This window comes from uncultured Abyssibacter sp., from assembly GCF_964000955.1.
Classification (GTDB): domain Bacteria; phylum Pseudomonadota; class Gammaproteobacteria; order Nevskiales; family OUC007; genus Abyssibacter.
The window spans coordinates 1-13,766 of record NZ_CAXFCL010000262.1; the positions used below are offsets into that span (position 1 = coordinate 1).

The 13,766-nt window shown below is 65.3% G+C and carries 11 protein-coding genes; 5 read left to right on the plus strand and 6 right to left on the minus strand.

Annotated features, from left to right (window positions below; translation table 11 throughout):
- Positions 1 to 368: AraC family transcriptional regulator ligand-binding domain-containing protein (locus tag ABNS06_RS12590; protein WP_348674946.1), on the minus strand; the 368-nt coding region annotated here is incomplete at its 3' end.
- A 140-nt stretch (positions 369 to 508) separates the two neighbouring features.
- On the opposite strand from ABNS06_RS12590, the gene ABNS06_RS12595 reads away from it, so the two are divergent.
- From ABNS06_RS12595 to ABNS06_RS12605, 3 genes are read left to right on the plus strand one after another with little or no spacing between them, the layout of a single operon-like run.
- A complete protein-coding gene (locus ABNS06_RS12595) occupies positions 509 to 2,617 on the plus strand; it encodes a DUF1302 family protein (protein ID WP_348674947.1) in 2,109 nt (702 codons plus the stop codon).
- Positions 2,614 to 2,835 carry a hypothetical protein gene (locus ABNS06_RS12600; RefSeq protein ID WP_348674948.1) on the plus strand — a complete coding sequence of 74 codons (222 nt, stop codon included), beginning with the start codon at positions 2,614 to 2,616 and terminating at the stop codon, positions 2,833 to 2,835. Before ABNS06_RS12595 ends, ABNS06_RS12600 begins: the two co-directional genes overlap by 4 nt.
- Positions 2,832 to 3,746, plus strand: coding sequence for a hypothetical protein (locus ABNS06_RS12605; protein WP_348674949.1), 915 nt, complete (start codon positions 2,832 to 2,834; stop codon positions 3,744 to 3,746). The genes ABNS06_RS12600 and ABNS06_RS12605 overlap by 4 nt, the downstream gene beginning before the upstream one ends.
- 25 nt (positions 3,747 to 3,771) lie before the next feature.
- Here ABNS06_RS12605 and ABNS06_RS12610 read toward each other — a convergent pair whose 3' ends face one another.
- From ABNS06_RS12610 to ABNS06_RS12625, 4 genes are all read right to left on the minus strand, one after another.
- Positions 3,772 to 4,611: a DUF3014 domain-containing protein gene (locus ABNS06_RS12610; RefSeq protein ID WP_348674950.1), complete on the minus strand. Its 840-nt coding sequence runs from the start codon at positions 4,609 to 4,611 to the stop codon at positions 3,772 to 3,774.
- 143 nt (positions 4,612 to 4,754) lie between these two features.
- A complete protein-coding gene (locus tag ABNS06_RS12615; RefSeq protein WP_348674951.1) occupies positions 4,755 to 7,040 on the minus strand; it encodes an acyl-CoA dehydrogenase in 2,286 nt (761 codons plus the stop codon).
- Positions 7,041 to 7,077: 37 nt separating this feature from the next.
- Positions 7,078 to 9,252, minus strand: a complete 2,175-nt coding sequence (locus ABNS06_RS12620; protein ID WP_348674952.1) for a 3-hydroxyacyl-CoA dehydrogenase NAD-binding domain-containing protein — start codon at positions 9,250 to 9,252, stop codon at positions 7,078 to 7,080.
- Between the two features lie 177 nt (positions 9,253 to 9,429).
- On the minus strand, positions 9,430 to 10,635 hold the full coding sequence (locus ABNS06_RS12625; protein WP_348674953.1) for an acetyl-CoA C-acetyltransferase: 1,206 nt from the start codon (positions 10,633 to 10,635) through the stop codon (positions 9,430 to 9,432).
- 189 nt (positions 10,636 to 10,824) lie between these two features.
- Here ABNS06_RS12625 and ABNS06_RS12630 point away from each other — a divergent pair, with 189 nt between their 5' ends.
- Together ABNS06_RS12630 and ABNS06_RS12635 are read left to right on the plus strand one after the other, a co-directional pair.
- The gene (locus ABNS06_RS12630) at positions 10,825 to 11,451 is read left to right on the plus strand and encodes a TetR/AcrR family transcriptional regulator (protein WP_348674954.1); all 627 of its coding nucleotides are present in this window, start codon (positions 10,825 to 10,827) and stop codon (positions 11,449 to 11,451) included.
- Positions 11,452 to 11,562: 111 nt separating this feature from the next.
- Positions 11,563 to 13,506 carry a hypothetical protein gene (locus ABNS06_RS12635; RefSeq protein WP_348674955.1) on the plus strand — a complete coding sequence of 648 codons (1,944 nt, stop codon included), beginning with the start codon at positions 11,563 to 11,565 and terminating at the stop codon, positions 13,504 to 13,506.
- Between the two features lie 26 nt (positions 13,507 to 13,532).
- On the opposite strand, the gene ABNS06_RS12640 is transcribed toward ABNS06_RS12635, so the two are convergent.
- Positions 13,533 to 13,766, minus strand: a 234-nt coding sequence (locus ABNS06_RS12640; protein WP_348674956.1) for a hypothetical protein, incomplete at its 5' end; no start/stop codon positions are given.

Genomic DNA, 13,766 nt, shown 5'->3' on the forward strand with positions numbered 1-13,766 from the left:
ACCGACAGACTGCCCATCGCCGCGCCGGACAGCAGTGCCTGGTAGCGCAGCGCACGGTCCAGACCCTCGCCGAAGGTCATGCTCGACAGGAACAGGTACTCCAGCACCTCGCCGCCGAAGGTGGGCAGGTACCGACCGACATGCAGGCCGATGTTGGTGTCACCGGTCTCCTCTTCCAGCCGCTCCCAGAACTGGGGGATGCGTTCGTGCAGGGTGCGCCGATCCCGTTGCTCGATCGCCTCGGGACTCAGGCCCAGCTCCGCCATGAACGCCTCGGCATCGATGCCGGCGCGCTCCATGGCCAGGTACACCTGACGCGTCAGCGCGTTGGAGTCGTGGTAGCTGGGATTGTCGATTGGCGTATCCACACTTCTACTCGTGTCGGCTCAGCCATTGCGGTTCGTCCATCATGGGCGCCAATATTAACGGCTTGAGCGGACAGGCAGCGTACTTGTCCGTCGACTACACCATCGTGACCACAGGGATGCGGACGAAGTTGGAGGAGAGAATGCTGAGAAGGCTGGTGTTGTTCACCCTGGTATGCAGCGGTGGCGTGGCGCATGCGGTGACCGGAGAAATCGGTCCGGTCGAGTTCGACATCAATACGCGGTTGACCACGGGTCTGGTCTGGCGCGCGCAGGAGCGCGACCCGGGGCTGATCTCCAAGCTCGCGAACGATCCCACGCTGTGCGAGGCCGATGACTGCATGTCATTCGCCGGTGACGCCGCCCCCAACCAGCGCCTGGTTGACGCGCCCGGCCTGTTCTCGGGGGTCAACCTCGACGATGGCAACATCAACTACGACAAGGGCGACATCGTTTCGGCGACCACCTACGCCACGCCCGAGCTGACCGCCTACTGGGGCGGTTTCAAGTTCCGGGCGTCCGCGTTGGCCTTCTACGATCCCGAGAACGTCGATTTCGACGAAACCCACCTGGATGATCGCTGGCAGGAGGCATCGGTGCCCCGGCCGGCCTATGTCGAGCGTGACTTCGCGTCGGACATCGAGCTGCGCGAGTTGTACGTGCAGCGCTACTTCAACCTGTTCGACCGCGAGGTCTCCGTGCAGATCGGTCGCCAGGTCGTACCCTGGGGCGAGGCCACGCTGACCCTGTTCAACAGCGTCAACGAACTCAACCCGCTGGACGCGACGATCGCGGGCTTTCCCGGTTTCGAACTGGGGCAGGTCAACCAGCCAGCCGGCATGGCGGTGTTCCAGACGGCGCTGACCGACAGCCTGGCGGCGGAGTTCGTCTACCAGTTCGAGTTCGTTCCGGTGCGCATCCAGCCGCCCGGCAGCTTTCTGTCGACCAATGACCTGATTGGCGGCACCGACTACGCGATGATTACGCTGGGCCAGTTCAATGACGATCCGGACGAGCAGTACGTCCCGCCGGCAACCGGCGCCGGACTGATCTCCAGTTCGAATCGCACGGCGGCGGTGCGCCCGGAGCGCGAGGCGCGCGACCAGGGGCAGTTCGGCATGCGGTTGTCGTATTTCGCGTCGAACATCAACAACGGAACCGAATTCGGCTTCTACTACCTTCGCTACCACAGCCGCCTGCCGCTCGTGAGCGTCTACGCCACCGACGAGTCCTGCCTGCGGGGTGCCGCCGATCCCGACAACATCCTCCTCGCCGCCGCCGCTTGCGGCCTGACGTTCAACGGCATCCTGTCCGCGACCGACAATCCCGACAACGAACCGTTGCCCATCGACACGCTCGATATCCAGGTCGAATACCCGGAAGACATCGACATGTTCGGCCTGTCGTTCAATACGAACGTCGGAAACTGGGCGTTCTCGGGTGAGCTGTCCCACCGCCGGAATTTGCCGGTGCAGGTGCATCTGACCGACGTGATCTTCGCCGGTCTCCAGCCCGCCTTCCCGGAACAGGACATCCCGATCTCGCTGGACTCGATCGAGGCTATTCTCGGTGTTCCCTTGCCCATCCCGTTGCCCGATGTCGGGTTGACGATTCCGAGCGGCCGCTCCGCGGTTCCGGACTATCTGTCCGCGTATCGTGGTGTCACCGTGGGGGCCGGCGACTACGTTCGGGGTTACGAGCGGGTCGATGCGACGCAGCTCTCGCTCGCCGGCCTGCGGATCTGGTCGAACAATCCGTTCGGCGCCGATTCGGTGCTGTTCCTGCTGGAGGGTGGATTCTGGTACCAGCACGACATGCCGGACCCGCAGGAACTGCCGTTCCAGGGCACCGGTGATTTCACCCATCCCAGCTACGGGGCCGATGGCACCGGGACCGCGCCCGACGGCGTTGACCGGACGCTCAGCCTGAACCCGACTCAGCAGACAACCGGCCTGCCCACCGACTTCGCGTGGGGCTACCGGGCCCTGCTGCGCCTGACCTACAACGAGATTCTTCGCGGCGTGACCTATGAACCGCAGTTCCTGTGGTTCCACGACGTGCAGGGACAGACGCCGACACCGACAACAACCTGTTCAAGATCGGCCAGAGCCTGTCCCTGGGCGCCACGTATCAGTGGTACATGGGCGGTGGCGTCCACAACCTCGAACAGGACCGGGACTTCTACAACCTCTATGCCGTATTCAACTTCTGATCGACATACCGCGGGGCTGCACGTCCCTCCGAAGCAATGAGAGAAGAGACCCGAAACACGCTGGCCGCGGCGTCGGTGGCTGACGCGGATATCCAGCGGCTGAGCGAACTCGATGCTCCCGCGGCGGACGATCTGGCGACCTTGCTCAAGGCTGCGCAGACCCACCAGGCGCGCGAGCTGAAGGAGGCCATGGACGGCATGCTCGACGCCATGCCCAGGCTGCTGCGCGGGCCCGTCAAGAAGCTGTTCGAGCGATGAGCGCGCTGTTGCAACAGGCGGAGCGCATCAAGCTCGCCAGACTGTTGGGCTGCGAGGCGTCCGATCTGGGCGCGTTGAGTCAGTGCTCCGAAGAGGAACTGCGGCTTGCGCGCAGCGTTGCGGCCAACGCGCTGTTCGGTCGTCACCGCAGCCTGTTCTCCAAGCTGGCGGGTGCGACGCGGCTGCTCCCCACCGGCCTGTCTGCGCAGTTCACGCAGAAGTTCATCGGTGAGACGCTGGCCGGCCGAGTGGCCAGCGAAATGGACCCCAAGCAGGCGCTGGCCCTGTCGGAAAAGCTGCCGGTGCCGTTTCTGGCGCGGGTTTGCCTGTCGCTGGATCCCGGGCGTAGCGGTCCGATCATCCGCGCGATGCCCACGGCGCTGGTGGTCGATGTCGCCCGCGAGCTGCGGCGCAATCGCGAGCACATTGTCATGGCCCAGTTCGCCGATGCGCTGGACGACGATGTCGTCGCCGCGGTCATGGATGCCATCGACGAGCCATCGGACCTGCTGCGCATCGGTTTCTATATCGAGAGCAAGGCGCGCCTGGAAGGCATCATTTCTGCGATGGACGACGAGCGTCTGGGCGCGACACTGGTCGCGGCGCAGGCCGAGGCGCTATGGCCACAGGCGCTGGCCATGGTGGACGGCACGTCGGCGGAGCTCAGGGGCCGCATGGCGGATCTGATCGCGATGCAGTCCGACGAGGTGATCCGCAGCGCGTTCTCCGTGGCCGGGGACGAGGGGCTGTGGCCGTTGCTGGCGGATGCGGTGATGTTGATGTCGCCGGAAAGCCGGGCCCGCATCACCGCCGTGCTCGAAGACGCAAGCGCTCAGTGGCGCGACGAGTTGCGTGCCGCGCTGGAGGCCAGGGGCGCCAGCGACGAATTGCTGGCCGAAGTGGCGGCCTGAGCGCAAGGCTGCCCGCGGTCGCGCGTCAGTCCCCGCTCGCCCGCGAGAGCAGTTCGTCCCGAATCGCGCGCAGCTGCTTCTTCACCGCCGCGGCATTCTCCGGACCCATGCGGATCAATGCCTTCTGCCCCCAGGACAGACGCTCCAGCTTCGGGTCGGCAAACTCGTAGAACACTTTCGGCTGCTTGAGGAAGATCGGGCCGTCGACGCTGGGCGTTGCCAGCAGGTGGTCGATGATCTGGATCAGCCGGTCATTGAAGTAGCCGTCCGGATAACCCAGGTCCTCGTAGCTCTCCTGAAACAGCGGGTAATAGCGGGAGTAAGTGTCGACCAGCGTGGCGGGCGGCATGCTGACGAACCCGGTGACCCATGGCTTGTAGCGCTCGTAGTTGGACGGGGCGAGCCGGATCGAGTCGCCGCTGCGGATGACCGGAACATCGCCATCGACATCGATCACCGGGCGGAAGCGGCGCGACACCGGGTCGCTGTCCAGGTTGTCGACGCTGACAACGGCCTTGCGGATGACCGAATCCGGGACGAGAAAGCGCTCGACCGCGCTTGGTCCGGCGGCCTCGTCGATGGCCGCGCGAAACGGCGCGTCGCTGTCATCCAGCGTCGGTAGCGGCGTGGGTTCCGGCGCGGCCACGTCCTCCTGATCGGCCGTATCGTCCGTTGATTCGTCGGCGGGAGGCTCGGGCGCCTCGATCGGGTATCTCGGCTCAGGCGGTTTCGGAGGCGGGGCTTCGGCGACCGTTTCCTCCTGGGGCTCGGCCTTGCTCAGCTTGGCGCCGAACTGCACCAGCACGAGGATGGCGATCAGGGCGACAACCCCGAGACCGATGGCAATCCATGCTCCGCGTTTCATTGCTTGTCCCGACTGACTGAGGGTTGTCGAGCGTAACGAACCGTGGCCTGAATGGGAACGTGGGAGCATTGTCCGGGCAGCAAAAAGCCCCGGCCTGCTCGCGCAGACCGGGGCTTGGCGTCAATGCCCGGACGGTCGGTGGATCAGGCCTGGCCGGAGGCCACCAGCTTGGGCCGAGGTGCTTCCTTGCCGATGAATCCTTCGGTGACATCGGTGGATGAGCCGATGCGGACATAGTCCTCCGGCGTGAACTCGTCCACGCCCCAGGATTCGAGCTGCACGCGGCGCGCGGTCCGGGCCTGTTCGGCCTCGCCGGCGTTGATCACATTCTTCTCCAGCGCGAGATCGATCAGGTCTGCGGGATGGCCCTTGGGCAACGTCTTCGTCTTGACCGCGGCGATGATCTTGGCGTGTACCGGGCGTACCTCGTGCAGCAGGCGGAAGGCGTGATAAAGCCGTCCGGCGCCGCGCGTGGTGTCGGTGGGCACGAACAGACCTTCCTGCTGGTGCTTCAGGCGCTCGTCGCAGGTCTGCACGACCGCGGCCGTCGGGGCGAGCAGCTCGTCGCTCACGCCCTTGCCGATGGGGTTCAGCCGCAGCAGCCAGCCGCCGACGGACTTGAACCACCAGCCCGCGACCGGCGCCTCGAAGTTGGCGTAAATGCCTTCGAAGCCGTCCTGGATCTGCTTGAGGCCGTAGTTCAGCGCGTAGTGGACCATCGGCAGGTCTTCGGCGCGCCGGCCCTCGGCCTCGAAGCGACGCAGCGTCGCGGTGCACAGGAAGATCCAGGACAGCACATCAGCCAGCCGGCCGGTGAAGTTGCCCTTGGCCTTGAGCTTGGCGCCCATGAAGATCATCGCCAGGTCGGACAGCAGGGCGAAGCGGGTCGAGGCCCAGCCCAGCCGGCGGTAGTAGGTCGCGGTTTCGCCCGATACCGGCGAGCCGGCGGTCCAGCCGCGGGTCAGGTAGCGGGTGATGCTGCGGCCGACGTTGACGACCATGCCGCCGACCCAGCCGAGCAGGGCGCTGCGGAAGCTATCCGTGTCCTCCGCCTCCACTGACTCGACCAGCCTGCGGGCGTAGGGATGCGAGCGGTTCGCGCCCTGGCCGTAGATGATCAGCGTGCGGGTCAGGATGTTCGCGCCTTCCACGGTGATGTTGATTGGTGCGGCGATGTAGGCCTCGGAGACGATGTTGTTGGGGCCGCGCTGGATCGCGGCGCCGGCCATCACGTCCATGGCGTCGATGGACAGCTCGCGCATCAACTCGGTGAGGTTCTGCTTGAGGATGGCGGAGACCACCGGCGGTTCGTGGCCGGCATCCACGGCCGAGCAGGAGTAGATCCGTGCGGCTTCCATCAGATACTGCAGGCCGGCCAGTCGTGCGACCTTGGCCTGCGGGCCCTCCATCAGCCCGATGGGCATGTTGAACTGCTCGCGGACCATGGAATAGGCCCCGGTCACCGAGGCCAGCATGCGTGCGCCGCCAACGGCGGAGGCGGGCAGGGAGATCGCGCGGCCGCCGGCCAGCGATTCCATCAGCATCTTCCAGCCCTTGCCGACATAGTCGATGCCGCCGATGGTGTTGGCCAGCGGGGCGACGACGTTTTCGCCGTAGATCGGTCCGTTGTGGAAGCTCACGCCCATGGGGTCATGGCGCTTGCCGATGGACAGCCCGTCCATGCCCTTGTGCAGCAGCATGACCGTGATGCCGAGGTCCTCGCCCTTGCCGAGCAGGTTTTCCGGGTCGCGCAGGCGCACGGCCAGCGAGATCAGGTTGGCGATGGGTGCCAGCGTGATGTAGCGCTTGGCGAAGCTCATCCGCGCCTTGAGATGGCCGTCCTCGTCGCGGAACACGACGCCATCGGCCTTGATCGATGCGGCGTCGGAGCCCGCGGTCAGTTCGGTCAGGCCGAAGCAGGGGATGTATTCGCCCTTGGCCAGACGCGGCAGGTAGTGCTCCTTCTGCTCCTGGGTGCCGTACTTTTCCGTCAGCTCGGCGGCGCCCAGCGAGTTCGGAATCACGACGATGGCCGCGACGGCGCCACCGGCGGCCTGCAGCTTGGCCATGATGGTCGAGCGGGCCAGCACCGAAAAACCCTTGCCGCCGTATTTCTTCGGAATCAGCAGCGCGAAGAAGCCGTTGTTGGCGAGGTAGTCGAAGATCTCGTCCGGCACCTGGCGGGTGCGGGAGATCTCCCAGGTGTCGCACATCCGGATCACCTCTTCGCAGGGGCCATCCAGAAAGGCCTGCTCCTCCGGCGTGAGCTTGTTGTACGCCTCGCTCATCAGCTTTCTGAAGTTCGGGTTGCCGGTGAAGAACTCGCCCTCGGCCCAGACATCGCCGGCTTCCAGCGCCTGGCGTTCGGTGTCCGAAAGCCGGGGCAGCATGCCGGCGTTCTTCATGCCCATCATGATCGAGTGGAACATTGCTGACTCCTAAGACTATGAAAAGAGGGGGAATCCGTTACGCCGGCACGCGTTCGAAGGCTTCGCCGGCCTCGGCCATCTCGACCAGCCGGGTCGCGGGCGAGAACCGTTCGCCATAGTGCTCGGCGAACTCACGCAGCCGCGCCACCGCCTTGTCGAGGCCGTAGGCGTTCAGGTATTGCAGCGGTCCACCCTGGAACGGGGCGAAGCCCCAGCCGAAGATGGCGCCGATGTTGGCGTCCCAGACCGACTCCAGCACGCCTTCCTCCAGGCAGCGGACGGTCTCGTTGGCCTGAGCCAGCAGCATGCGCTCGACGATTTCGTCTTCCGAAATCTGCTCGGCGGCCACCGGCCAGTGTTCGGCCAGGCCGGCCCACAGGTGTTTCTTGCCACCTTCCGGGTAGTCGTAAAAGCCGCGACCGGCCTTCTTGCCGGGGCGGTCGAGGTCCACGACCATCTTGCGGATCAGGTCATGGGCCGGCGCGTCGGGCAGCGGCTTGCCTTCGGCCTCCAGATCCTTGCGGGTCTGATCCATGATGTGCAGCGACAGGGACAGCGAGACCTCGTCGTGCAGCGCCAGCGGCCCGACCGGCATGCCGGCCTTCAGCCCGGCCATCTCGATGCGTCGCGGATGTACGCCATCCGCCAGCAGGGCGATGCCCTCCATGATGTAGGTGGAGAACACGCGCGAGGTGTAGAAGCCACGCGAGTCGTTGACGACGATCGGCGTCTTCTTGATCTGCTGGACGAAGTCGAAGGAGCGGGCTAGCGTTTCGGCGCTGGTCTGCTCGCCCTTGATGATCTCCACCAGCGGCATCTTGTCGGCCGGCGAGAAGAAGTGCAGGCCGATGAACCGGTCGGGGCGCAGGGAAGGTCCGGCCAGCCCGGTGATCGGCAGGGTGGAGGTGTTGGACGCGAACACACCGTTCGCGTCCATCACCGCCTCCGTCTCCTGCGTCACCTTGGCTTTCAGTCCCCGGTCCTCGAACACGGCCTCGATGATCAGATCGCAGCCGGCGAGGTCCTGCACATCCCCGGTGGGGAGGATCTTGTCCAGCAGCGCTGCACCGTCCTCCTTGCTCATGCGGCCTTTGGAGACCGCTTTCTTCACCAGCGATTCGGAGTACGCCTTGCCCTTGTCCGCGCCGTCCTGCGACACGTCCTTGAGCACGACGTCAAAGCCGGCCCTGGCGCTGACATAGGCGATGGCGGAGCCCATCATCCCGGCGCCGAGAATGCCGACCTTGGAAAAGCGTGAGCGCTCGAAACCGTCCGGTCGCGAGCCGCCCTTGTTGATGTGATTGAGCTGATACCACAGCGTGGTGATCATGTTCTTCGCTTCCGGCGAGACCACGCAGGCGGCGAAGTAGCGCGACTCGATCTTCAGCGCGTTGTCGAAGTCCACCAGCGAGCCCTCGACGACGCTGGCCATGATGTGCAGCGTGGCCGGGAAATTGCCGTGGGTCTTGGCGCGCAGCATTGACGGCGCGATCGCGAGCATCTGCGCCACCGCCGGATGCTTGGCGTCACCGCCCGGGTAGCGGAACTTCTTGTCATCCCAGGGCTGCGTCGCCTTGGGATTCGCCTTCGCCCAGGCCTTGGCCTTGGCGATCAGGTCTTCCGGTGTGTCGGCGACCTCGTCGACGATGCCCTGTGCTTTCGCCGCCGCGACACGCAATTCCTTGCCTTCCATCAGCAGCGGCAGCGCGGTCTGGATGCCGATCATGCGGGGCAGGCGCTGCGTGCCGCCGCCGCCCGGCAGCAGGCCCAGCTTGACCTCGACCAGCCCGAACTTCGCCTTCGGGTTGTTCAACGCCACGCGGTGATGGCAGGCCAGCGCCAGTTCCAGTCCACCGCCCAGCGCCGATCCATTCAATGCACAGACCACCGGCTTGCCACCCGTTTCCAGCTGCCGCAGCAGTGCCTTGAACGCATCCGACATCGCCACGACCTCGGCCGGATCGGTCATCCGGTACAACCCGTCGATATCGGCGCCGGCGAGAAAGTCCCGCTTGCCGGAGGTGATCACCAGACCCTTGACCGCGTCATCGCCGTAGGCCTGTTCGATGACCGCCCGGAACGGCCCGGTCAGCGAGTCGTTCAGCACGTTCTGCGAACGGCCGGGCATGTCCAGCGTGATCAGTGCGATGCCGTCGGCATCGACGGCGTAGCGGATGGGGGATTCAGGACTGTCTTTCAGGTTGGCCACCATGACGGTACGCCTCCGTTGAATACTTGAATTAGGTCAGTCAATGTGGCGGCGTCGTGCGTGGTGTGCTGGCAAGGCGCCGGCCGATTGAGCAAGCGCAGTGAACGTCTGTTCATGAGCATTGCGAAGAGGTCGGGAACGCCGCCAGCGCGCCACGCACGGCGTCGTCGTCAAACGAAATCAGACACGCTCGATCACGGTGGCGATGCCCATGCCGCCGCCGACACACAGCGTGATCAGTCCGGTGGACTTGTCCTGTCGCTCCAGCTCGTCGATCAGCGTGCCCAGCAGCATCGCGCCGGTTGCGCCCAGCGGGTGACCCAGGGCGATGGCGCCACCGTTGACGTTCACCGTCGCCGGATCGATGTCGAGATCGCGAATCGCCCTCAGCACGACGGCGGCGAAGGCTTCGTTGATCTCGTAGAGGTCGATGTCCTTTGGTGTCATGCCCGCCTTCTTCAGCGCCTTCATCGACGCCGGGCCGGGGCCGGTCAGCATGATGGTCGGCTCCGTGCCGACGACGGCGGTGGAGACGATGCGGGCGCGGGGTTTCAGGCCCAGTTCGACACCCTTGTCCTTCGAGCCGATCAGCACCACCGAGGCGCCGTCGACGATGCCGGAGGAGTTGCCGGCGTGGTGGACGTGGTTGATTTCCTCCACCGTCGGATACTTGCGCAGCGCCGTGGCGTCGAAGCCCATGACGCCCATTTGCTGGAACGAGGGCTTCAGGCCGGACAGCGTCTCGACCGTGGTCGTCCCGCGCACGGTTTCGTCATGATCCAGCACGGTCAGGCCGACATCGTCCTTGACCGGGACCACCGAGCGCCGGAAATGGTCGGCTTCCTGCGCGGCCGCGGCGCGGCGCTGGGACTCGACGGCGAAGGCGTCGACATCCTCGCGTGAAAAGCCTTCCAGTGTCGCGATGAGGTCGGCGCCGATGCCCTGGGGGACGAAATCCATCTTGGCGTTGACGCGCGGGTCCATGACCATGGCGCCGCCGTCGGAGCCCATTGGCCAGCGACTCATCGACTCGACGCCTCCGGCGACGACCAGATGCTCCTCCCCGGATTTCACCTTCATCGCGGCCAGATTGACCGACTCCAGGCCGGAGGCGCAGAAACGCGACTGGGTCACGCCCGGAACCGACTGATCCCAGTCGGCGTAGAGCACCGCGGTGCGGGCGATGTCGGCCCCCTGTTCGCCCACCGGGGTGACACAGCCGAGTACGACGTCATCGACCTGGCTGGTATCCAGCGCGTGGCGATCACGCAGCTCCACCAGCACGTTCTTCAGTAGATCCACCGGCGCGATCTGATGCAGGGAGCCGTCTTTCTTGCCCTTGCCGCGAGGGGTTCGAACGGCGTCGAACACGTAGGCTTCGGTCATGGGAAGTCTCTCCGCGAGCCTGTGCTCGCATTTGCATTGGTAATTGGTATTACCTGTGCGCGCCTCAGAATGGTTGATGGCAACGCACGGTTTGACTGTTCGGTAAGCTAGTCCATACGGTACCGAATTGCAACGCGGATTCAGGTCGGTTCTGGCGTCACCAGGGTCAATCCGGTAACATTGATTACCATGACGACAACCGACGCATTGCCCGATTTGAGCGGGCTGGATCCTCGCACCCGGGAGCGCATCGAAACGGCATTGCTGGAGGTGTTCTCGCAGCGCGAGTTTCACAAGGTCGGCATGGCGGAAATCGCGCGGGAGGCGCGGGTCAGCCTGCAGACGCTCTACAAGTACTACGGCAGCAAGGAGGCCTTGCTGTTCTCCGGGCTGGATCACTGGATGCAGCAGGTGACCGAACGCATGCTGGATCATCTGCAGGGCATCCAGAACTACAAGGACCGGCTGCGCAAGGTGTTCTGGGTGCTGCTCGAGTTCTACGATCGCAACCCCAAGGTGGGTCTGCTGATGCAGAACGCGCTTTATCACAACGCCTGGAGCCGTGAACCGGCCTTGCGCCAGCCGCGGTTCACGCACGTTTTCATCCAGGTGCTGTCCGAGGGGCGTGCGGCGGGGGTCCTGACGGACGAGGTGGACGAGCGCGACCTGCTGGACTTTTTCTACGGCGTCGCCGCCCGGCTCATCTCGCAGTGGCTCAGTCGTGGCATGCAGGAACCGCTGGCGTCCCGGGCGGATACGTTTTTCGAGATGATCTGGCGGGCGATTGCCCGACCGGGCGCCGAGACCGGCGGCTGATTGGCAGCACGGACTGCGGCGGTACTGGGACGAATCTACGACAGCGTCGCGGGCGTCGGGACGCTAGAGTGTTTTCAACAACCTGGGCCGGTCTGAGGTAAGGAGACCCTCATGAGTGAGACGGCACGCTGGGATACGCTGATTCGCAACGCGTTGATTTTTGACGGCACCGGGGCGAAACCGACGCAGGAGGATCTGGCCATCACCGATGGCCGCGTCGCCGCGCGCGGTGACGCATTGCCCGTCGAGCAGGCGGACACGGTGATCGATGCCGACGGACAGTGGCTGATGCCGGGTCTGCTCGATATCCATACCCACTTCGATCTCGAGGTCGAGCTGGCGCCCGGCCTGCCCGAGGCAGTACGCCACGGCACCACCACCGTGGTGTTCGGCAACTGTTCACTGGGCCTGGCCTTCGGTGCGCAGCGGCGCAATGGCGAGGACCCGATCGTCGACTGTTTCGCCCGGGTGGAGAACATCCCCAAGCCCGTTCTGACGCGCGTCGTCGACCAGGTGCGATGGAGCGATTCGGCGGGGTACCTGTCCCATTTCGACGCCATGCCGCTGGGTCCGAATGTCGTCCCGCTGTTGCCGCACTCGATGCTGCGCGCAGAGGTCATGGGGCTGCGCGAGTCGGTGTCGCGCCACCCCACCGAAGCGGAACTCGCTCGCATGGAGTCCCTGGTCGAGAAGGCGATGCAGGAGGGCTACGCGGGATTCTCCACCGACGCCTTGCCGTTTCACTTCCTGGCCAACGATCCGCACCGCCGGACCAAGATTCCGAGTCAGTGGGGCAGCTACAAGGAACTGAAGCGGCTGACCAACGTGGTGCGTCACCACGACCGCGTCTGGCAGGCGACGCCGCCCAAGGACAGCCCGCCGCAGGTGTTACGCAATTTCCTGCTGAGCAGCGGGCGGCTGTTCGGCAAGCCGCTGAAGATCACCGCCGTCGCGGCGCTGGATATCGCCACGAATCGCGGCATCGCCAAGCTCGGTCGACTGCTCAGCCGTCTGCTGAACTCGCGGCTGATCAACGGCCATTTCCGATTCCAGGCCCTGGCGGCTCCGTTCAAGGTGTTCTGGGATGGGCCGATCAATCCCCTCGCCGAGGAGATCGACGAGTTGCGCGAGCTCAACGAGCCGGATCTGGATGATCGCGCCGCGCGGGCGGCCCTGCTGGACGATCCGGCCTATCAGGCCCGATTCCGCAAGATGTGGCGCCATGGCAAGTCCGGTTTCACGCTGGCGAATCTGGCGCGCAGGCTCAAGCGCGAGCGCATGGCGTTCAGCCGTCGTCTGGATCAGATGGTGTTCGTGCAGGTCCCTGGCGAGGTCGATGCGCTATGGAAGGACACCACATTCCAGGAGGTCTTCGATCGCCTGACCCGTTGGCAGGCGACCGGCGAAGGGGCTCGCAGCGAAGCGGAGGCGGCGGTGTTCGCCGGCTTCCCCAAGCCCATCGGCGATGACGCGGCATTCATGCTGCATCTGTTGCGGACCTATGATCTCGACATGCGCTGGTACGTGGTCTCGGCGAACCGTGATCCGGCCGTGGTCAAGGAGCTGCTGTTCAATCCTCTGGTGCTGCCCGGTTTCAACGATTCCGGAGCACACCTGACCAACATGGCGTTCTACGACGCCAATCTGCGCGGGCTGAAGATTGCGCAGGCCGAAGGTCTGGACAGGGTCGCGTGGCACGTGAAACGGCTGACGCGTGATCCCGCGGACTTTTTCGGCGTGCGTGCGGGCAGCATCGAAATCGGCGAACAGGCCGACGTGATCCTGGTCGATCCGGCCGCCCTGCGTGCCTATGATTCGGAGTCGCGGATGCGCCGGATTCACCGCGAGGCGTTCCAGAACGATCAGCTCGTGAACCGCTCCGACGGCGTGGTGACGCTGACGCTGATTGCCGGCAAGGTCGCATGGTCCGGCGATGCGCACGGGCGAACGCTGGGTGCGGAGCAGATGGGCCGTGTGCTGCGCCACGGTTCTCTCGAGCCGGGTGCCGGGCGGCAACGCGCGGCCGGCACGGAATCGCTGGCGACGGCCGCCTGAACCGGGGGCGGCGGCCGCGACCGGCGTCAGTTGGTCTCGGTTGCTCCGGCCTCGGAGTCTTCCGGGGGCTTGTCCTTCTTGCACTCGGGCATGGCGGTGTCCGGACGACCCGCCGTGCGCCGGACCGCGTCGGCGACGGTCATCGCACCCGAGCGCTCGAGGTCGTCACGAGTCATCACCGTGACGTTGCGCGCTCCACAGGTCTCGCCGGGTTCGCGGTCGATATGCGACCCGGTCGGTGCGGCGGCGAGGGCGACGGA

What these genes read in the sequence shown, in the direction of transcription:
- ABNS06_RS12630 (WP_348674954.1), top strand. Translation starts at nt 10,825, where the DNA reads ATGACGACAACCGACGCATTGCCCGATTTGAGCGGGCTGGATCCTCGC.
- ABNS06_RS12635 (WP_348674955.1), top strand. Translation starts at nt 11,563, where the DNA reads ATGAGTGAGACGGCACGCTGGGATACGCTGATTCGCAACGCGTTGATT.
- ABNS06_RS12595 (WP_348674947.1), top strand. Translation starts at nt 509, where the DNA reads ATGCTGAGAAGGCTGGTGTTGTTCACCCTGGTATGCAGCGGTGGCGTG.
- ABNS06_RS12610 (WP_348674950.1), bottom strand. Translation starts at nt 4,611, where the DNA reads ATGAAACGCGGAGCATGGATTGCCATCGGTCTCGGGGTTGTCGCCCTG.
- ABNS06_RS12605 (WP_348674949.1), top strand. Translation starts at nt 2,832, where the DNA reads ATGAGCGCGCTGTTGCAACAGGCGGAGCGCATCAAGCTCGCCAGACTG.
- ABNS06_RS12600 (WP_348674948.1), top strand. Translation starts at nt 2,614, where the DNA reads ATGAGAGAAGAGACCCGAAACACGCTGGCCGCGGCGTCGGTGGCTGAC.
- ABNS06_RS12625 (WP_348674953.1), bottom strand. Translation starts at nt 10,635, where the DNA reads ATGACCGAAGCCTACGTGTTCGACGCCGTTCGAACCCCTCGCGGCAAG.
- ABNS06_RS12620 (WP_348674952.1), bottom strand. Translation starts at nt 9,252, where the DNA reads ATGGTGGCCAACCTGAAAGACAGTCCTGAATCCCCCATCCGCTACGCC.
- ABNS06_RS12615 (WP_348674951.1), bottom strand. Translation starts at nt 7,040, where the DNA reads ATGTTCCACTCGATCATGATGGGCATGAAGAACGCCGGCATGCTGCCC.